This is a genomic window from Ruegeria sp. AM1, assembly GCF_056540745.1.
Genome location: NZ_JBQFXH010000001.1, coordinates 1,150,521 through 1,171,523 on the forward strand (window position 1 = coordinate 1,150,521; position 21,003 = coordinate 1,171,523).

Annotated in this window: 15 protein-coding genes; 9 read left to right on the plus strand and 6 right to left on the minus strand. The window is 58.1% G+C overall.

Annotated features, from left to right (window positions below):
- Nucleotides 1-17: 17 nt before the first annotated feature.
- From metG to ACR0I7_RS05770, 3 genes are all read left to right on the plus strand, one after another.
- Nucleotides 18-1,736, plus strand: a complete 1,719-nt coding sequence (gene metG, locus ACR0I7_RS05760) for a methionine--tRNA ligase (protein WP_480509272.1) — start codon at nt 18-20, stop codon at nt 1,734-1,736.
- A 328-nt stretch (nt 1,737-2,064) separates the two neighbouring features.
- A complete protein-coding gene (locus tag ACR0I7_RS05765; RefSeq protein WP_480509722.1) occupies nt 2,065-3,159 on the plus strand; it encodes an efflux RND transporter periplasmic adaptor subunit in 1,095 nt (364 codons plus the stop codon).
- A gap of 3 nt (nt 3,160-3,162) precedes the next feature.
- A complete protein-coding gene (locus tag ACR0I7_RS05770) occupies nt 3,163-6,297 on the plus strand; it encodes an efflux RND transporter permease subunit (RefSeq protein WP_480509273.1) in 3,135 nt (1,044 codons plus the stop codon).
- An 83-nt stretch (nt 6,298-6,380) separates the two neighbouring features.
- Here the strand turns inward: ACR0I7_RS05770 and glpD are convergent, their stop codons facing one another.
- On the minus strand, nt 6,381-7,949 hold the full coding sequence (glpD, locus tag ACR0I7_RS05775; RefSeq protein WP_480509274.1) for a glycerol-3-phosphate dehydrogenase: 1,569 nt from the start codon (nt 7,947-7,949) through the stop codon (nt 6,381-6,383).
- 245 nt (nt 7,950-8,194) lie between these two features.
- Between glpD and ACR0I7_RS05780 the strand changes: the two genes are divergently transcribed.
- The 4 genes from ACR0I7_RS05780 (at nt 8,195) to ACR0I7_RS05795 (ending at nt 12,337) form a co-directional block, all read left to right on the plus strand.
- Nucleotides 8,195-8,956 (plus strand): DeoR/GlpR family DNA-binding transcription regulator, encoded by a 762-nt coding sequence (locus ACR0I7_RS05780; RefSeq protein ID WP_480509275.1) that lies wholly within the window; start codon nt 8,195-8,197, stop codon nt 8,954-8,956.
- A 262-nt stretch (nt 8,957-9,218) separates the two neighbouring features.
- Entirely contained in the window at nt 9,219-9,581 is a 363-nt protein-coding gene (locus ACR0I7_RS05785; RefSeq protein WP_480509276.1) for a DUF3302 domain-containing protein, read from the plus strand.
- A 21-nt stretch (nt 9,582-9,602) separates the two neighbouring features.
- A complete protein-coding gene (locus ACR0I7_RS05790) occupies nt 9,603-10,748 on the plus strand; it encodes an HlyD family secretion protein (protein WP_480509277.1) in 1,146 nt (381 codons plus the stop codon).
- An 11-nt stretch (nt 10,749-10,759) separates the two neighbouring features.
- Nucleotides 10,760-12,337 (plus strand): efflux transporter outer membrane subunit, encoded by a 1,578-nt coding sequence (locus ACR0I7_RS05795; RefSeq protein ID WP_480509278.1) that lies wholly within the window; start codon nt 10,760-10,762, stop codon nt 12,335-12,337.
- A 3-nt stretch (nt 12,338-12,340) separates the two neighbouring features.
- Here the strand turns inward: ACR0I7_RS05795 and mprF are convergent, their stop codons facing one another.
- A complete protein-coding gene (mprF, locus tag ACR0I7_RS05800) occupies nt 12,341-14,950 on the minus strand; it encodes a bifunctional lysylphosphatidylglycerol flippase/synthetase MprF (RefSeq protein ID WP_480509279.1) in 2,610 nt (869 codons plus the stop codon).
- 153 nt (nt 14,951-15,103) lie between these two features.
- Nucleotides 15,104-15,532 (minus strand): Lrp/AsnC family transcriptional regulator, encoded by a 429-nt coding sequence (locus tag ACR0I7_RS05805; RefSeq protein ID WP_480509280.1) that lies wholly within the window; start codon nt 15,530-15,532, stop codon nt 15,104-15,106.
- A gap of 86 nt (nt 15,533-15,618) precedes the next feature.
- Here ACR0I7_RS05805 and rocF point away from each other — a divergent pair, with 86 nt between their 5' ends.
- Complete coding sequence (gene rocF, locus ACR0I7_RS05810) at nt 15,619-16,539, plus strand: arginase (RefSeq protein WP_480509281.1); 921 nt, start codon at nt 15,619-15,621, stop codon at nt 16,537-16,539.
- 62 nt (nt 16,540-16,601) lie between these two features.
- Nucleotides 16,602-17,645, plus strand: coding sequence for an ornithine cyclodeaminase (locus ACR0I7_RS05815; protein WP_480509282.1), 1,044 nt, complete (start codon nt 16,602-16,604; stop codon nt 17,643-17,645).
- 7 nt (nt 17,646-17,652) lie between these two features.
- Here the strand turns inward: ACR0I7_RS05815 and ACR0I7_RS05820 are convergent, their stop codons facing one another.
- From ACR0I7_RS05820 to ACR0I7_RS05830, 3 genes are read right to left on the minus strand one after another with little or no spacing between them, the layout of a single operon-like run.
- The gene (locus ACR0I7_RS05820; RefSeq protein ID WP_480509283.1) at nt 17,653-19,056 is read right to left on the minus strand and encodes a TRAP transporter large permease; all 1,404 of its coding nucleotides are present in this window, start codon (nt 19,054-19,056) and stop codon (nt 17,653-17,655) included.
- 3 nt (nt 19,057-19,059) lie between these two features.
- Complete coding sequence (locus ACR0I7_RS05825; protein WP_480509284.1) at nt 19,060-19,689, minus strand: TRAP transporter small permease subunit; 630 nt, start codon at nt 19,687-19,689, stop codon at nt 19,060-19,062.
- 58 nt (nt 19,690-19,747) lie between these two features.
- Entirely contained in the window at nt 19,748-20,764 is a 1,017-nt protein-coding gene (locus ACR0I7_RS05830) for a C4-dicarboxylate TRAP transporter substrate-binding protein (RefSeq protein ID WP_480509285.1), read from the minus strand.
- Between the last annotated feature and the right edge of the window lie 239 nt (nt 20,765-21,003).

Genomic DNA, 21,003 nt, shown 5'->3' on the forward strand with positions numbered 1-21,003 from the left:
ATACGTGGAAACGCAATATGGCTCGGATTCTTATTACCTCGGCGATCCCTTACATCAACGGGATCAAGCACCTCGGCAACCTGATCGGCTCGCAATTGCCTGCCGACCTCTATGCGCGCTACCAGCGTGGCCGGGGGAACGAGGTCATGTTCCTGTGCGCCACGGACGAACACGGCACCCCTGCTGAACTGGCGGCCGCGAAGGCCGGTAAGCCGGTGGCCGAGTATTGCGCAGATATGTATGCGGTGCAGGCCGATATCGCCAAGCGCTTCGGCCTCAGCTTCGATCATTTTGGCCGTTCCTCCAGCGTACAGAACCGCAAGCTGACCCAGCATTTTGCCGGAAAACTGGAAGAGGCCGGGCTGATCCGTGAGGTCAGCGAGAAACAGGTCTATTCCAACGCCGATGGCCGTTTTCTGCCCGACCGCTATATCGAGGGCACCTGCCCCAATTGCGGTTATGATCGCGCGCGCGGTGATCAGTGCGAGAACTGCACCAAGCAGCTGGACCCGACCGACCTGATCGAGCCGCGCAGTGCGATTTCCGGCTCGACCGATCTGGAGGTGCGCGAGACCAAGCATCTGTATCTGCGGCAATCCGCGATGAAGGATCAGTTGGATGCGTGGATCGACAGCAAAACGGATTGGCCGATCCTGACCACATCCATTGCCAAGAAATGGCTGCATGACGGCGACGGGTTGCAGGATCGTGGCATTACCCGCGATCTGGACTGGGGTGTGCCGGTTAAGAAGGGCGATCAGGATTGGCCGGGCATGGAAGGTAAAGTCTTTTATGTCTGGTTCGATGCCCCTATCGAATACATCGCCTGCGCCAAGGAATGGGCGGATGCCAACGGCAAGCCCGATGCGGAATGGCAACGCTGGTGGCGCACGGACAAGGGCGCTGACGATGTGCGTTATGTCCAGTTCATGGGCAAGGACAACGTGCCGTTCCATACCCTGTCCTTTCCGGCCACCATTCTGGGTTCGGGCGAGCCGTGGAAGATGGTCGATCATCTGAAATCGTTCAACTATCTGAACTATGACGGCGGCCAATTCTCGACCTCTCAGGGTCGGGGCGTGTTCATGGATCAGGCTCTCGAAATCCTGCCTGCGGACTACTGGCGCTGGTGGCTGCTGAGCCATGCGCCGGAAAGCAGCGACAGTGAATTTACGTGGGAGAATTTCCAGCAATCGGTGAACAAGGATCTCGCCGACGTTCTGGGTAACTTCGTCAGCCGGATCACCAAATTCTGCCGCTCGAAATTCGGCGAGGCCGTACCCGAAGGCGGCAGCCATCGCGCGCGCGAGGAAGAGCTGATCGCGGAACTGACCAAACGCATCCGTGCCTATGAAGGGTTCATGGAGACGATGGAGGTGCGCAAATCCGCGCAAGAGCTGCGGGCGATCTGGGTTGCAGGCAATGAATACCTGCAATCAGCAGCGCCATGGTCGACCTTCAAGGAAGACCCCGAACAGGCCGCCGCGCAGGTCCGGCTGGGGCTGAACCTGATCCGTCTTTATGCGGTGCTGAGCGCGCCGTTTATCCCCGATGCCTCAGCCAAGATGCTAAGCGCGATGAACACGCTGGACACAAGCTGGCCCAGCGACGTGGCGCGGGCTTTGCAGGCCCTGCCAGCAGGGCACGGATTTGCCGTGCCGGAAGTTTTGTTCGCAAAGATCACCGATGACGAGCGCGAAGACTGGCAGACACGGTTCGCTGGACAACGCGACTGAGCCAGAACACCAGGACCCGAGCGGCTGGCTCTGGTCCTGGTGCCAGAGTTGAGAACTGTCTGGAAAGCCCTGCCCTAAACCTGCCTGCGTTCAGGGAAATTTCGGGCTTCAACGCCGCACCCTGCAAATTCAAATACTTGAGGTATTGCTCAAAAGCGGCCATCCTGCCTGAGAATTCCGTCGACTCGGTTCGCTCGTGAATCTGCTTCGACGCACAAACTCTAGTTTGAACGAGGCAATCGTGATGTCCCTTGCATTGAAGCACCCCGATCTATTTGCCAACGGCCCCGGAATGCGTGTGCTGCACTGCGCCGCCTTGCTGGCCTGCATGGGATTGGGACAATCGGCCCTCGCTCAGGACCAAAGCGACGCGACGCCCCCAAAAGTATCCATCGCAGCCGCATATTCCGAGGAAATCACCGACGAGGCAGTCTTTATCGGACGCGCAGAGGCCATCGACAAAGTCGACATTGTCGCCCGTGTCAGCGGTTTTCTCGACAGTCAGAACGTCGAAGATGGTGCTTTGGTGAACAAAGACGATCTGCTCTTCACTATCGAACCCGACCTCTACGAGGCCACGCTTGAGGCGCGCAAAGCCGATCTGGACCGCGCCGAGGCCAATCTGGAGCTGGCCAAGGTCGATCTGGCGCGTAAGGAAGAGCTGTACAAGCGCGAGGCCACGCCGGAATCCGAACGCGACATCGCGCGCGCCAACGAACTGGTCGCCGAGGCCGAAGTGAAAGCCGCCAATGCAGCTATTCAGCAGGCGCAACTCGACCTCAGCTATACTGAGATACATGCACCATTCACCGGGCGTATTGGCCGTGTCGCGACAAGCGTCGGCGATGTCGTCGGGCCGAATAATCCGCCGCTGGTTAATCTGGTGAGCGAAGCGCCCATCTATGTGAACTTTTCGCTGAACGAAAAGCAATTCACCTCGGTTCTTCAACAGTTTGGCGAAAACGCAAGCTCGTTGGCGGAAAGCAACAAAAGCCCCAATGTCCATGTGACCTTGCCCAATGGAACGGACCTGGATGAAACCGGCAAGATCGTCTTTGTAGACAACCGCATCGACCCGTTAACCGGCGCGATTACCTTGCGGGCCGAGTTTGATAACACCGCGCGCCTCATCATCGACGGCGCCTTTGTGAACGTTCACATCGAGGCTTTGGAACCTACCCTGCAGGTTCTGGTCCCGCAGGCCGCCCTGCAACGCGATCAGCGGGGTGAGTTCGTGCTAGTCGTCAACGACAAGCAGATGGTGGAACAACGCTATATCACTACCGGCGATACATACGATTCCGCCATCATCGTGACCGACGGGCTGCGCGCCGGAGAAAGCGTCATCGTCGAGGGGCTGCAACGGGTGCGCCCGGGTGTTGCGGTCGATGCGGTCGTCGCGTCTGAGCAGCCGGGAGAATAATAGATGTTCTCCGCCCTGTTCATCAGCCGGCCCAAGCTGGCGCTCGTCATCTCGCTTGTGCTGACCATTATGGGTGGGATCGGTTATCTAGTCCTGCCGGTCGCGCAGTTTCCTGACATCACCCCCCCGGTGGTCAGCGTCACCGCGACCTATACCGGCGCCAATGCCGAAACCGTGGAAAACACCGTCGCCGCCCCGATCGAGGCGCAAGTCAACGGTGTGGACGACATGATCTATATGACGTCGACTTCGTCGGACAATGGTTCCTACTCGCTGAACGTGACTTTTGAGGTCGGCACCGACCCCGACATCGCGTCGGTAAACGTGCAAAACCGGGTCGCTCAGGCCATGTCTTCGCTGCCGTCTGAGGTCACATCGTCAGGCGTTGTCACTCAAAAAGCATCGACGAACATGTTGTTGCTGGTGACGCTCACCTCACCCAACAACACCTATGACAGCGTGTTTCTGTCCAACTATGCGTCCATCAATCTCAAAGACGCGCTGGCCCGGGTTCAGGGCGTAGGTAGAGCAGATGTTCTGACCAATCTGGAATACGCCATGCGGATCTGGATGGACCCGGACAAAATGGCTGCCCTATCGATCACGCCCGGCGACGTCATTGCGGCTGTTCGAGAGCAAAATATCGAAGTTTCCGCAGGCTCCATCGGTTCACCTCCTGTCCCAGAAGGCCAAACCTTTCAATACACGATCAAAACCAAAGGCCGCCTGACTTCGCCAGAAGAGTTCGGGGACATCGTCATCCGCACGGGCGACGCCGGGGCCATTGTCCGTGTACGTGATATCGCGCGTGTTGAACTGGGCGCTCAGTTCTATTCGGCCTCTGGGTTCTATCAAAGCGTTCCGGCCACCGTGATCGGCATCTATCAGGCGCCGGGTGCCAACGCGTTAGCCGTGTCCGAACGTGTGCAGGCCGAACTGGATCGGTTGTCGCGCGCTTTCCCCACAGATGTCGAATATGCCGTCCCCTTCAACACCACCGACTTTGTCGAGCAATCGCTGAATGATGTGGTCTCGACGCTTATTCTGACCTTCATTCTGGTGATCTCGGTCGTCTTTGTCTTTCTGGGCAGTTGGCGCGCAACGATCATTCCGGCAGTGGCGATTCCCGTCTCTCTTATCGGGACCTTCGCTTTCCTGCTCTTATTTGGCATGTCTTTGAACACGATCTCGCTGTTTGCGCTGGTGCTTGCCATCGGGATCGTAGTGGACGACGCCATCGTTGTTGTTGAAAACGTCGAACGGATCATCGCGGATGAGGGTCTCCCCCCGGCAGAGGCAACCCGCAAGGCGATGGGCCAGATCACAGGCCCGGTCATCGCAACCACGCTAGTTCTGCTGGCGGTGTTTGTGCCGGTGACCTTCATGCCCGGCATCTCTGGGCGGCTCTATTCGCAATTTGCGGTCACGATTTCGACCGCTGTGGTGATTTCCTCGATCAACGCCCTGACCCTGTCTCCCGCGCTGTGTGGCCTGGTGCTCAAGGCGCGGTCAGGGCCACCCAAAGGGCTGCTGGCCGTATTTGAGAAGTTCATTGGCACGATACGCGGGGGCTATGTTGCGATTGTACGCAAGTTGCTAATCCTGCCCGTTGTGTCGCTGGGTATCATCGCGGCGCTGGCCTCGGGCACCGGTACAATCATGTCGAACACGTCCAGTGGCTTTCTTCCGCTGGAGGATAACGGCTATCTCTTCGTTGACATCCAACTGCCCGACGCCGCAACGCTCGAGCGGACCGAAGCGGTCAGCAAACGCGTCGACGATCAGATTCGCGAAATTCCGGGCGTGGCAAACACCGTTCTGGTTAACGGTTTCTCGCTGCTGAATGGCACCACAACCAACGGTGCTGCGATCTTTGTCAATCTCGACAATTGGGACGAACGCGCCGAGGATGATCTGAGCGCCGATGCCATCCTGCAGAAGGTGCTGGCCATCGCTTATGGTGAATCCGCCGCCTCAATCGTTGCCTTCAACCCACCGCCCATTCAGGGTCTGGGTATGTCCGCAGGGGTCGAGATGGAGGTGCAGCAGACCGGCGGTGGTAGCCCGCAGGACCTGGCCTCAGCCGTGGGCTCGTATGTCTATGCGGCCAATCAACGGCCCGAGATCGGACAGGCCTATACCACCTTCCGGGCAAACGTTCCGCAGCTGTTCGTTGATCTGGACCGCGAAAAGGCCAAGACGCTTCAGGTGTCGGTGGCCGAGATTTTTCAGACCATGCAGGCGCAGCTTGGGTCGTATTACGTGAATGACTTCAACCTGTTTGGCCGGGTCTACCGGGTCATGATCCAGGCGGACGGCACGTATCGCGACAATGTCGAGGATATCTCGAACCTCTATGTCCGCTCCACCAAGGGGGAAATGGTCCCCTTGGGCACGTTGATTGATGTCGAAAACGTATTGGGACCGGTTCTGCTGAAACGGCACAATCTGTTCCGTTCGGCCACGGTCACAGCGGTCCCCGCCGAAGGTCTGTCCACCGGGGACGCGATCCGCGTCATGACTGAGGAATCTGCGACCGCCCTACCCCCCGGCTATGCGTTCGAGTGGACCGGCACCGCGCAACAGCAATTGGCGTCTGGCGGGTTGGTCGTTGTAATCCTTGGGCTGGCGATCCTGTTTGGGTACCTGTTCCTTGTCGGACAATATGAAAGCTGGACGATGCCAGTGTCGATCCTGATGTCGGTCATCGTGGCCCTGTTCGGCGCGGTTGCGGCGGTGGCCATCGTTGGCAGTGACATCAACCTCTATACGCAGATCGGGATGATCATGCTGGTCGGACTTGCCTCCAAGAACGGCATTCTGATTGTCGAGTTCGCGATGGAGCAAAGGGCAAACGGGCTGTCGATTAAGGACGCCGCAGCAGAAGCGGCGTTCCAGCGGTTCCGCGCCGTCATGATGACGGCCCTGTCCTTCCTGCTGGGTGTGGTGCCCCTGCTTGCGGCCAGCGGCGCAGGTGCTGCCAGCCAAAAGGCCATCGGTGTAGCGGTGTTCGGCGGGATGCTGGCGGCCACGCTGGTGGGTGTTATCCTTGTCCCCGTGCTCTATGCAGTCATGCAGGGCTTGCGCGAATGGATAAAAGGCACCGGCAAGAAAGGGCCATCAGAAAAGGCCGCCTAAGCCATACACAGATCAGAAAAAGGCCCCGCATGAGTGGTGGGGCCTTTCTTTTTTTGTCACGATTGTGCGCCTCTCAATCGCCTCTAGCGATTGTCGATCCAGTCTTGAATCCGGGCGATCTGATCCTTGCCCAGACGCAGACCCAGCTTGTTGCGCCGCCAGACAGCATCTTCTGCCGTGCGCGCATATTCCTTGTCCATCAGCCACTCCAGCTCACGCTCGGTCAGGGTCGCGCCAAAGTCCTGGCCAAGATCATCGACCTTTTGTGCAACACCCAGCATCGCCTGCGCCTCGGTCCCATAGGCACGCACCAGACGACGGGCCCAGAAATCATCCAAAAAGCTGTACTTGGCCTTCAGACCTCTGATCAGGTCGTCGACACCATCAACCGCGAAATCTCCGCCCGGCAGTGCAACGCCCGCGGTCCACGGCCCCGGCAGATCAGGGAAATACTCCGCAACCTTCTCCAGCGCGCTTTCGGCAAGCCGACGGTAGGTGGTGATCTTGCCGCCAAAGACGTTGAGCACAGGCCCCCCCCCATCTGCGTCCACCTTTAACGTATAATCCCGCGTCGCTGCCGTCGCGCTTTGCGCCCCGTCATCATACAGGGGCCGGACACCGGAATAGGTCCATACGATATCATCCCGTGTGACCGAACGCGCAAAGTATTTGGTGGCAAAGGCACACAAGTAATCCTGCTCGGCATCGGTGCAAACCGGGGGGTCGGACGGTGCAGAATGATCCTGATCGGTCGTGCCGATCAGGGTAAAGTCCTGCTCATATGGGATGGCAAAGATGATCCGGCCATCTTCGCCCTGAAAGAAATAACACTTGTCATGATCGAACAGCTTGCGCGTGACGATGTGACTGCCCCGCACAAGCCGGACACCTTCGCGCGAGTTCATGCGGATTTTGGTTTGGATAATGTCGCCAACCCACGGCCCGCCCGCGTTGATCAGCATTCTTGCGCGAACGATGCGGGTTTCGTCGCTGTTTCGGTCGCGGATGGTGATATGCCACAGATCGTCCACACGCTCGGCCGAGACAACCTCGGTCCGGACCAGTATCTCGGCGCCTCTGGCCTCGGCATCCCGCGCATTCAGCACGACAAGGCGCGAATCCTCGATCCAACAGTCCGAGTACTCATAGGCCGTTTCAAACTTGTCCTGCAGCACCTCTCCTTCAGGCTCCTGGCGCAGTTTCAGAGAGCTGGTTCCCGGCAGGATTTTACGCCCCCCGAGGTTGTCATACAGAAACAATCCCAACCGGATTAGCCAGGCCGGACGACGCCCGCGCATCCACGGCATAACTGTGCCAAGCAGTTTCGAGGTTGGCGTTTCCGAGTCAAACCGCATATCCGCGTGATACGGAAGCACAAAGCGCATCGGCCAACTGATATGTGGCATCGCGCGCAACAGGGTCTCGCGTTCAATCAACGCCTCGCGCACCAGCCGGAACTCAAAATACTCCAAATAGCGCAATCCGCCGTGAAACAGCTTGGTCGAAGCCGAAGACGTCGCCGAGGCCAGATCATTCATCTCGGCCAGCGTCACCGACAACCCGCGCCCAACCGCATCGCGCGCGATACCACATCCGTTGATCCCACCGCCTATGACGAAAAGGTCGATGGTCTGAGTTTCTGACTGTTCCATAGCGTGTCGATTCCTAATTTCGGAAAGATCGGGGGCATTAGCCTCATGCGCCTTCGGATCGTCAATATTTCATTTCGTATTTATTCGTTTTTAAAAAACCGAACTTTTTAGGTGAGGATCGGTATTAAAAATTATCGATTAATAACAACATATAAGACCTTGAAATACACAGGCGTAGTTTTCCCAACCTTGACGCTATCGCAAATACGAAGAATAACGAACACACCAACATCCCGGAGCTGCCCGTGTCGCTGTCTTTTCGCCAATCCGACATTCTTGAGATTGCCAAACAAAACGGCCGAGTCGCCGTCGAAGAGCTTGCAGCGCGCTTCGGTGTGACGGTTCAGACCATACGCCGAGACCTCTCGGACCTGTCCGATGCGGGCAAACTTGACCGCGTCCATGGCGGAGCTGTGCTGCGGTCGGGCGTGTCGAACATCGGATATGAAGACCGCCGGGGATTGAACGACGAGGCAAAGTCGCGGATCGCCGCAAAATGCGCTGCGGATATTCCAGACGGGGCTTCGATCTTTCTGAACATCGGCACCTCGACCGAGGCCGTGGCCCGTCAAATGCTGAACCATAAAAACCTTATGGTCGTGACCAACAATATGAATGTTGCCCATATATTGGTGGCCAATCCAAACTGTCAGATCGTGGTTGCAGGCGGCGTTCTGCGTCGTTCGGACGGGGGGCTGATCGGAAACCTGACTGTATCGACCATCAAACAGTTCAAGTTCGACTATGCGATTATCGGATGCTCGGCGCTGGACGCCTCGGGTGACCTGCTGGATTTCGACTTTCAGGAGGTGCTTGTCAGTCAGACAGTCATCGCACAGGCACGACAGGCCTGTCTGGTAGCGGACCACTCCAAGTTCGAGCGGAATGCGCCGGCGCGCATCACCTCACTGTCCGAAATCAGCACATTCTATACGGATCGGCCACTGCCTTCGGGCCTTACAGCGCGGTGCCAAGGCTGGAAGACACGCGTTGTCTTATGCGACTGAGCATCGCGCCAAATCGCATTTAAGGCGAGCCCCGCAATGCGGTTCTTGCAAGGCGGGTGGACAACTGACAATATTCGATCAAATGCAGGCCTTCACATCCGCGCAAACCGCTGGGACGCGACAATATATATTTTTCAGTCACTTACACCTGAACGCTCACACCAAAACCCGCCAAGCCGCAGTTGCGCACGGATAAACTCATTGACGAACCAGGCCGCAACATTTGAGGATGGGCATAACCTTCCCAAAAGGAGGAACAAAGATGGGATTATTGGGGCAGCCACTGGGCTACTATGACTATCTGACATTTGTAGCGCTGATCCTTTTATTGGCGGCCGTCATGGGGCTGTTTCTGTTCCTGATGGGACTGCCCGGCCGTATCGCAATCAAGCGCAACCACCCACATGCCGAAGCGGTCAAAATCATGGGATGGATGGGCTTCTTGGCCGTTGTCCCCTGGGTGCATGCATTTATGTGGGCCTTTCATGACGGGGTGACCGTAGACCTGCGCCGCATGCCCGATGACGAACGTGATGCCATTCGCGATGAGATCAAACGTTTGGGCGGCAAGGTTAAGCCCGAATATCAGGATCGTCTTGATACAGACGACACCCAGCAAAGCTAGGGCCAGAGGAAATCACGCACCATGTTCATGGCTCTCAGCATTTCGCTGTTTTACATCATTTTTGTCTGGTTCGTTTTCTTCAAGGCAAGATGGCTCAAGTTCAACATTGCCTGGGGGATTGTCTCGTTCTGGGTCGGCGCGCACCTGCTGTTGATCTTTCTGGTCGCCCTGCGCTTTTTCCAGCCTTTTTCAGCCGACAGCCACGTTGTTCGGTCGACGATTCAGATCGTCCCACGGTTGACGCAACCCACAATGCTGACCGAAGTTCTGGTCGAACCCAATACGATCGTCACCAAAGGTGATCCTCTCTATCGTTTTGACGATACAGTCTTTTCGCTGGCCGTGGACAAAGCCAAGGCGCAGCTAGTGGCTGCACAGCAGAATGCGAAAATCTTAGAACAGGATGTGATTGCGGCCTCCGAGGCAGTCGAACGTGCAAATGCCCAACTTGCCTATGCGTTGACGCAGCAAGCACGCTACGAAAACCTTGTTCCGGCTGGCGGTGCGCGGCAGGACGAATTGGATCGCTGGAACGAACAGGTTGCCGAGGATCAGGCAAAAATCAAAGAGGCTGAGGCCAATCTGGAAAAGGCTAACCTTGCTATCGATTCACAAATTGATGGCGTGAACACGGGCATTATCCAGGCGCAGGCGCAATTGGATGAGGCGCAGTACTTCCTTGAGAACACAACGATATACGCACCCGAAAACGGCATGATCGTTTCTCAGCAAGCCCGACCGGGCCTTGTGGTAGGTGAAATTCGTCTGGGCGCAATTGCCAGTTTCGTGACCGAGGACGAACCCTATCTGCTGGCCACTTTTCGCCAGCAGAACCTGAAATTCGTCGAACCGGGACAGCCGGTCGAAGTTGCGCTGGATTTGTATCCCGGTGAAATCCTGAACGGCAAGGTCGAGGCGATCTGGTGGGCCACCCGCCAGGGTCAGTATTTGCCATCCGGTCGTCTGCCGGGGTTCGAACTGCCAAAGCTGCCAGGGCGCATTGCCGTGCAAATCTCGGTCGATGTTCCCGAAGGGCACACTTTCCCGGCTGGCGGGCATGCTGCTGTTGCGATCTATACGGGTCGCGGTCAGAGCTTTGAGTTCCTGAGACGCATCAACATGCGCCTCTATTCCTTCGCCAACTTCATCCGACCGCTGGATATCTGAGGATGCGCATCATGACACGGCCCAAAACCGCCAAACGCCTGCTCACAAGGCTGACCGGGATGGCCCTGTGTACGACATTTCTGGTGACCTGTGCGCCGGTTGGACCTGATTTTGTGCGCCCCAACTCGCCCGTGGTCAAACAGTGGATTGAGGTCAATAGCCCCAACGCCAGTCAAAGCAGCGGCCTTACCTCGCGCAGCGCGCCTGTTGTGAAGTGGTGGGAGACGTTCAATGACCCCACCCTGAACAAACTGATCGCCGAAGCCTATGCCCAGAACCTGTCTTTGCAGGTCGCTGGGGCTCGTGTCTTGCAGGCCCGCGCGCAGTTGGGCATTGCCTTTGGCGAGCTTTATCCACAGTCGCAGGCCGTGGGCGGGTCGATACAGCGCCGGCAGCTGAGCGACAATTTGGGGCCAGTCGCCGATATCCGGCAGATCATTCCTTTGGATACCGATTTTTCTGTCTCACAGGTTGGCTTTGACGCCCAGTGGGAGCTGGACGTCTGGGGTGCTCAGCGACGCGGCGTTCAGGCAGCGCGCTCGAACCTAGCGCTTCAGGTGGCGAACTACGATGACGCGCTGGTCACACTGACCGGGGATGTCGCTGCGATATATATCAATATCAGGGCCTTGCAGGAGTCGCTGGCCGTCGCGCGCGAGAATATCAAACTGCAGCAGGAATCGGCTGACCTGACTCAGCTGCGGTTCAACAACGGCGTTACGACGGAACTGGACGTGCAAGAGTCGACCGCGTTGCTGAACAACACCAAGGCCTTGGTTCCAACGCTAGAAAGCGATCTGCAACAGGCAAAGAATGCGCTGGCCGTATTGCTGGGCGCAACCCCGTCCCGCATGACCAGCCTGCTCGGCAATTCCGGCCGCATCCCGTCGGCGCGATCCAACGTGGCGGTGGGTGTTCCGGCAGAATTGCTGCGCCGGCGCCCCGACGTACGGGCCGCCGAACTGGCCGCTGCGACGCAGTCCGCGCAAGTGGGGATTGCGATGGCAGACCTCTACCCGCAGTTCATTCTGTCGGGCTCGGTCGGCCTACAGGCCTCGGGTGGACGGGATTTGTTCAGTTCCGGAAGCACAACAAGCCTGGCCAGCGCGGGCGTGGTGTGGAACGTGCTGAACTATGGCCGCATCCAGGATAACGTCCGCGCGCAGGATGCGGCTTACCAAGCACTGATCGCGAACTACCAGAACACTGTGCTGACCGCCTATTCCGAGGTTGAAAGCGCGATGGTCGCCTATACAGAGGCACGCAAACAGGTGACGTTCTATCAGCGCAGTGTCGACGCGTCGCGCAAGGCCGCCCAGATCGCTATTGACCAATACCGCGACGGCATCGCCAGCTATTCCCGCATCCTGAACACGCAAACCGCGCTTTTGCGTTCACAAGCCAATCTGATCGAGGCGCGCCAGCAGGTCTCATCCAATCTGGTGTCAGTCTACAAAGGGCTGGGGGGCGGGTGGCAAATCCGGCAAAATCAGGAATTTCTGCCGGAAACCGTGCTGGCCGAGATGGCCTATCGCACCGATTGGGGTGATCTGCTGGAACAGACACCGACACATGCCAGCCTGAACTGACGCTTATTTCGTCAGCCCACGCAGACCGCCTGAGATCAGGATGTTCACCTCGTACAGGATACGCGGCGCAGCCAACCCTCCAGGGCTGGCCAGATAGTTTGGGCTCCATTCCGGATCGAATTTCTGCTTGAAGGCGCGCAGCCCTTCAAAGTGGTAAAACTGCTCGCCATGCTCATAAACAAAGCCACCAATCCGGTTCCAGAGAGAGGCCAATTGCCGGTTCTCAATCCCCGAGAACGGCGCAGCGCCCAATGAGAACCAGTGGAATCCCTGCTCGGCCCCCCAAACCATCATTTCCGCAAACAGCGCATCCATGACAAAACTTGGACTGTCTGGCTCGTACCGCATCAGGTCCAAAGACAGCTCAGATTTGTTGCCCCCTTGAAAGAGGTTGGCAAAAGCCGCGATCTTGCCCGTCTCGCCATCTTTCAGGATCGCATGATCAAAGTAGGACAGGTAGTCATCGTCGAACCCACCAAGCGCAAACCCTTTTTCCTCGCCGGATTTCCCCGCCAGCCAGTCATCCGAGATTTTCCGCAGCTCGGGCAGAAGTGGCGCCAGTTCCTCTTTCGGGACAACTTCGAACACATAGCCTTCGCGTTCGGCCCGGTTCTTGGCCTGCCGAAACCGCTTACGAGACTTCCCGTCCAGCGAGAAATCCTGCAGCGGGACGCGCGCCACCTCACCGATTTTGAGGATGGACAGACCCAAATCCAAAAACGTCGGCAGATACTTGGTCGAGACGCTGTAGAACGCGCACAGCTTACCCTCGCGATCTGCCATCTCGCGCAACTGCCAGATCAATTGCTGGCCCGCTTTTTCGTCCCCAACCGGTTCACCCTTGCTGATCACCGCATTGCCGGTATCGGCATAGGCAATAAACGCGCTTTCATCGTCTGAGATCAGGAACTGCTTGTCGCCGGTCAGCGATATCTGGGATTCCGTATCTTCGCTCTGCATCACCAGACGTTCGACAACCTCGGGAATTTCGGTGCGGGCGACTTGTGGAATCTCGCGCCCAAAAAGCGAATTCACCGCAACCACGCCCATGATCACAGCCACCACAAGGCTGGAACGCAGGAACCGCGACGCGTCGCCGTTCCATGCAAACTCCCACCACAACGCATTCTGATATTCGACATGGGAATAGGCAAACAAGCCAACCCAGAAGATCACCGCAAGCAGCGCCACAACGCTGACCAGCCAGGGGATGTTCAAACGAAAGATCGACGCGCCGCTGACCCGATAAAATGCACCGCGAAACAGCGCGAGCATAGCGATGGTACCCAGCATGCTCAGCGCTTCGTGCGTATCCAGCCCCTTGGCCAGCGATGCGAAAAAGCCAACCACCATCAGGATCATCGCCACGACCCAGGCGCGATAGAGTTTGCGGAACAGGCCGCGCGAGATCAAAAGCAGCAAGACACCAACCGCGCTGCCGGCAAGATGCGATGCCTCAACAAACGACAGCGGCAGGAATTCACGCAGCACGCCCAGGTTTTGGGTGCTTGATGGCAGCGCCCCCGACACCAGCAGGATCACTCCGGCGACGGCGGCAACGCCAGCTGCCACCAAGGGCACGACCGGCCGCACGGCGCGATAGACCCAGGTTGCGGCCCCACCGATCCTGCGGCGCTGTGTCAGGGCCGAGGCAACCGCTATGGAAACGCTCGCAATGCCAAATGGCATGAAGGTGTAGACCACGCGATATAGCAGCAGGGCCGCAATAACATCGGATCGGCCCGACGCACCCAGCCCCGCGATCAGCGTCGCCTCGAAGACGCCAAGACCGCCCGGTGCGTGGCTGAGAATACCAACCGCAATGGCCGCTATATAGACTGTAAAAAAGTAAGGAAATCCAACGCCAAGATCATCCGGCATCAGAACATACAGCGCCATGGATGCGCCAAACAGATCGCCCACGGCGGCAACCGTCAGCAGGCTGGCCAGCTTCCCGCCGGGCAGGTTGAACCCAAAGCCTGCAAACGACAGACGTCGCCCCCCGCTGGACAGCCAGACAAACAAGGTGATCAGCCCGACCAGCAATGCAACACCGATCGCGGTTTCAGTTGTCTCGCCAATTGGCAAAACCTTGGATACACCATCCGGGTGCAGGGTCAGCAAAATCCCCAGCAACAGGATCAACCCCATCCAGAACGCCACCCACGACGTTGCAATCACCCCCGCCACACGGCCCAGATCCAAGCCCAAAGACGCATAAATCCGATACCGGATCGCGGTGCCCGTAATGTAGGAAAACCCCAGACAGTTCGAAACGGCATACCCGCTGGCCCCGGCCATGCCAGCCACCGGCAGGGGAACCTTGCCGTCAGCGACACTTTGAACCGCAAGCACATCATAGAAAGACAGCGACGCAAAACTGACCGCAGTCCAACAGACCGCAAAAAGCATGAGCTTCCACGAGGTCCCCGCAATGTCGGCTTTTACGTCGGCCCATTTCACATGCACGGAAAGATCATGCAGAACGGTCAGAGCGATAAACGTGATCAGCAATGGCACAGCCAGCCGGACCCACGGCTTTTCCAATAGCCCGGTAACGCGCTCTGCCCAACGCTCTGCCCGCGATGCCTCAGCCGGCTCCTGTATGGTCATGGTGAACGTCCCTGCCCCTTTGCCATGCTTGGACCATTCATTTCACCAGCGCAGAAAGCGCGGAAACCAACTTGGCCCGTCCACAAACCTTGGCACAATTCCCTTGCTATTCAAAGTGCTGTGCGCAGCGCGCCGTCTGATCGGTTAGCCCGCTCAATATCGCCCCTTACGCGTTGACAGCAACAGGTTGGTCTCGGACCGTGTGATGCCCTCCATCCGGCGTATCTGAAACAGCACCTCATCCAGCTCTGCCAGCGTATCTGCGCCAATCTCGGCAATCAGGTCCCAGCTGCCATTGGTCGAATGCACGGCCCGAACCTGCCGCATGGCTGCAATGCGGGCCATGATCCGCTCGGTCCCGCGGCCGGCGATTTCCAGCATCATCAGGCCGCGCACCGGGCTTTGCGCGACATCGCGGCGGGTGATTACAGTGAAACCGACAATCTCGCCCGACTCTTTGAGGCGCTGCAGCCTGCTGCGCACGGTGGTGCGTGTTACACCCAGCAGTTCGGCCAGCTCAGACAGGGTCGCGCGGGCGTCACGGTGCAGCGCGCTGAGCAGTCGACCATCCAAATCGTCCATAGAAACTATCCATTTCGAAACATCCGATTTCTTTTTGAGCATTTTGAACGCTTCCCGCAACCCGCAGCGTAAGGCTAAATCAGCATATGGACATAAAGAACATCATTCTGATCGGCGCGCCGATGGATGCCGGGAAGCGGCGGCAAGGGTGCCGCATGGGCCCCGACGCCTATCGCGTGGCCGGTCTTGAGGCGGCACTGACCGACCTTGGCCATCACGTCTCGGATTGGGGCAATACACAGGCCGACGACACCGACCTGCCGGAAGACCCGCATCTGTTCGCCCTGCCCGAATGCGTGGGCTGGACGCAGGCCCTGTCTCGCGTCGCACAGCAGGCGGCACCGCAGGGCATTCCGATTTTCATGGGCGGAGATCACGCGCTTTCGATGGGTACGGTGGCCGGGATGGCCGCCCATGCCAACCACGTCGGACGCCCGCTGTTTGTCTTGTGGCTGGACGCCCACAGCGATTTTCACACACCCGGCAGCACCAGCAGCGGACATCTGCACGGCACCCCGGTTGCCTATTTCACCGGCCAACCGGGGTTCGACGCCTTTCCTGCCTTGCCTGCCCCTGTCTCAACTGATCGGGTTGGCATGATTGGCCTACGATCCGTCGACCCCGAGGAACGCGCGGCCCTTGAAAAGGATCATGCGATGCTGGCTGATATGCGCAGCATTGATGAGCGCGGCATCAAAGCCCCGCTGATGGCCTTTCTCGATAAGGTGCATGCCGCGAATGGCATCCTGCATGTCTCACTGGACGTGGATTTTCTAGACCCGGTCATTGCCCCCGCAGTGGGCACCACCGTGCCGGGCGGCGCCACCGAGCGAGAGGCGCATCTGGTGATGGAACTGCTGCACGAAAGCGGGCTGGTTTGCTCGCTGGATATGGTCGAGTTGAACCCATTTCTCGATGAACGGGGCCGAACCGCAAAGCTGATGGTTGATCTGGCGGCCTCGCTTTTGGGACGCCGCATTTTCGACCGCCCGACGCGCAGCTTCTGAGCTGCGCCCTTGAAACTGACATTTTTCGCGGATGGCTGCGGCTTCCGCCCCGACAGGAGACTATGATGCAACCGTCTGAAAAAGCCCTGGTGCCTTTTGTATCCGTCGATAACATGATGCAGCTTGTTCATCATATCGGCGTCGAGCAGATGATCACCGGAATCGCGGCGCAGATCGAAACCGACTTCAAGCGATGGGAAAGCTTTGACAAAACGCCCCGCATCCCCGCGCATTCACCACATGGTGTGATCGAACTTATGCCCACCTCGGACGGAGAGGCCTATGGGTTCAAATATGTGAACGGCCATCCCAAAAACACATCCGAAGGGCTGCAAACCGTCACCGCCTTTGGTTTGCTGGCGGATGTCTATACCGGCTACCCGACATTGCTGACCGAGATGACAATCCTGACCGCCCTGCGTACTGCGGCAACGTCAGCTCTGGTTGGCAGCTATCTTGCGCCTCAGGGCGCAACTACTATGGCGATGATCGGCAACGGAACACAGTCAGAGTTCCAGTGCCTCGCGTTCAAGGCGATGTGCGGGATCAAGACCGTCCGGCTGTTCGATATCGACGCCAACGCCACTGCAAAATGCGCGGCAAACCTGCGCGATCAGGGACTAACGGTCATCCCCTGCAACACCGCCGAAGAGGCCATCGAAGGCGCGCAAATCATCACCACCTGCACCGCCGACAAGCGAAACGCCACCATTCTGACGGACAACATGGTCGGCCCCGGCGTACATATAAACGCGATCGGCGGTGATTGCCCCGGCAAGACCGAGCTGCATAGCGATATACTGCGGCGCTCCGAGATCTTTGTAGAATATCCCGAACAGACCCGGATCGAAGGTGAGATTCAGGCGCTGGATGACGATCACCCGGTCACCGAGATGTGGCAGGTCATGACCGGTCAGGCCAAGGGGCGCACCGATGAGCGGCAGATTACTCTGTTCGACAGCGTCGGTTTTGCAATCGAAGATTTCTCGGCCCTGCGCTATGTCAAACGCGCGATTGAGGGCACCGATTTCTTTGAACCGCTGGATATGCTGGCCGACCCGGACGACCCGCGCGATTTATATGGGATGCTGATGCGCGCAGGATAGCGGTCGGCTATCCTGCAAGCGAAGGCAGGTACAGAACGATCCCCGGAAACGCCACCAGCAGCGCGATGGTCATTGCGTCGGCGATGAAGAACGGCGTGACCCCTTTAAAGACATCCTGAACGCTCAGATCGGGGCGCACACCGGCGACCACAAAACAGTTCAGGCCAATGGGCGGCGTAATCAGACAGAACTCGGCCATCTTTACCACCAGGATGCCGAACCAGATGGCGCACATTGGTCCTGACATGCCAAAGGTGCTTTCTGCCGCACTCACGGCCTCTCCGCCATTCAGCGCCATCACGGCGGGATAAACCACAGGCAGCGTCAGCAGCAGCATTCCAATAGCATCCATGAACATCCCCAGAACCGCATAGGCCAGCAGGATGCAGATCAGGATCAGCATCGGCGACATCTCAAGCGATGTGATCCAGTCTGAGAATGCGCCGGGCAGATCAGCAAAGCCAAGGAAGCGTACGTAAATCAGCACGCCCCAGATGATCGCAAAGATCATCGCCGTCAGTTTAGCGGTTTCGAGCAAAGCCGATTTAAACTCGGCCCAACGCATGCCGTGAAACAGGGCAAAGCAGAAGACGATAAAGGCCCCGATGGCTCCGCCTTCGGTGGGTGTGCCCCAAGCATCTTCGCCAAATGGGTTGTAGACAAAGCAGATGATGATCAGCACTACGGCGACAATCGGCAAGGCTCCGGGAAGGGATGCAAACCGCTGGCCCCATGTGAATCCTTTGACGGGCGGTCCAACCGATTTGAACACAACCGCGATGCCAACGATCAGCAGGCCGTAGATCAATGCGGAAAAGGCACCAGGGATGAAACCAGCCAGCAGCAGCATCCCGACATTCTGTTCGACAATGATCGCATAGATCACCAGGATCGCCGAAGGCGGGATAAGTGATGCCAACGTCCCACCTGCCGCCACGACACCGGCTGCGAAGCGCTTGTTATAGCCAACATCCAGCATCTCAGGGATCGCGATACGGGCGAACACTGCCGATGTTGCCACCGACGCGCCCGAAACCGCGGCAAAGCCAGCGGTGGCAAACACAGTCGAAACGGCAAGCCCCCCCGGCACCCAAGCGATCCAGCGTTTGGCAGCTTCGAACAAGGCACGTGTCAGACCTGCATAATAGGCAAGATAGCCAATCAGGATAAATGTGGGGATCAGGCTGAGCGTGTGAGAGGCCACCTTGGAATGAGGCACCTGCCCCGCAGTTTTGACGGCAACCGTCAGCGCCTTGCCAAAGCGGGCCGGATCATAGCCAAATTTGGCCCAGAATATCCAGATCAGCCCCACAAGCCCTGCCAGCCCGGCGGCAAAGGCGACGCGCATGCCAACGACCACAAGAAACAGCAGGCCACCCGTGACCCAGAGGCCGATTTCTATCGTATCCATGCGTTAATCCTGCCCCTCGAACTGCTCGGCCTCGGCTGCGGCTTGCGCAGCGGCATCCTGTATCAGCGGAACGGCAACTGGTGCCTCCAGTCCCAGCAGGAATGCGCGCCCATAGCCCCAGACCTGCAAGAGTAAACGCGCGCACAAGACCGAAAATGCGATGGGTGCCAGCAGTTTGGCCGGCCATATCGGAATGCCGATATCGATCGAGCTGTCGCGGCTCCACATCGGGGCGGCGAAGTCGAATGAACGGTCGAAATGCGCCCAACTGCCCCAGACCAGTGCCAGCATCAGCAGCAGGATCAGGACAACCGACAGTAGCTCGAACAGCCACAACGCGCGCCCACGCAGGCGTGAGATGACGATATCCATGCGAATATGCCCGCCATCGCGCTGTACGAATGAGATGCCCAGAAATGCGATCAGCGGCATCATCTGCTCGATCCAGTCCACATATCCGGGCAAAGGCGCGTTCGCGACGTTTCGCCCGCTGACCGATACCACCGCCAGCACCATCAGGCCAAACACCGCCAGACCACTGAGCAAGGCGAGAAACCTCTCAACCCCGAACAAACGGTGATCCAGACGGCTGAGCAAGCTGCCATCTTCCAGTACCGTGGCCTGTCCCGCCATACGGTTGTCCTTTGTTCAGAAAGTAGCCGGGCACCATAGGGTGCCCGGATTTGGACGATCAGTTGCCGCCGCGCTGTTGTTTCAGCGTCGCCTGCACAAGATCATACAGATCCTGGGCCGGAAGGCCCTGAGCAGACATATCCGTAATCCATTGTTCGCGGATTGGATCTGCTGCGGTGGCGCGGAACTCGTCAAGCACGGCGTCGTCGATCATGACCTTTTCGACACCCTTTTCGCTGAGCACGCCGTCCCATTTCTCAAGCAGCTCACCATAGTTCGCCAGATAATGCGCAATGGCCTCGTCGATGGAGCTGTCCAGCGCCTCGCGATGCTCGGGCGACAGGGCCTCGTACGCCTCGATATTTACGACGACCGGGCAGTTTACCGTGCCGGGGTTGAGGTTTGCGGTCCACCAGTCGGCCTCGTTAATCGTGCCAAAGGACAGATGCGCATGCTGCGCGAAGGCAACCGTGTCGACAACGCCGGATTCCATTGCATTGTAAGCCTCGGTCGCGGGAACGGATGTTGGCACACCACCGACGGCCTCGAACGCCTGGCCCAGACCACCGGTTGCACGGACGCGCATGCCGTCGAACTCGGCCAGTTGGTCACGCGGATCGCCGGTGCCGACCAGATTGTACTGCGGCATGGGCGAGGTCATGATGATCCGGGCGTTCCACTGCGCCATCTCATCCTTGACCGCCGGGTGATCATAAATCGCATGGCTGACGGCAACTTCTTCGTCCAGCGTGTTCACGCCGAGGAACGGCAGTTCAAGCACGGTGATCGCACGGTTTTTGTCCCGGTGATAGCCCGCGCAGAACTGCGCCATCTCAAAGGCACCGATTTCGATGCCGTCCAGGTTTTCCCGGGGCTTAGACAAGCCGCCATAACTGACATTGATGGTGAATTCACCACCGGTCTTCTCGCTGACCAGCTCTGACAGCTTTTCCACATGCTCGGTGAAAGCCCGGCGCTTGCCCCAGACCGATGCATTCCATTCGGTTGCGGAGGCCTCAGTCACAAAGGCAACGCCCAAGGCGGCGACGGCGGCGCCGCTCAACATCTTTCTCATCATGATTTCTCCCTTTTTTTGCGTTCCCTTGACGGAACGCTTGGATCGAAAGCTAGCGCCAACCTCCCAAACTGCCAACCCCTGGCCCGAAATACAAATCGCCAGACGGCGGTCGCGCGAGGCGCTGACAACCCAAAGATAAGCGATGTGTCTCATGGACAAGACACCAAATAATTTCAGCACGGCATTACAGCGCGTTACAGCTATGATGTTGCCTTGTATAAATTTTCTCCCTCAAA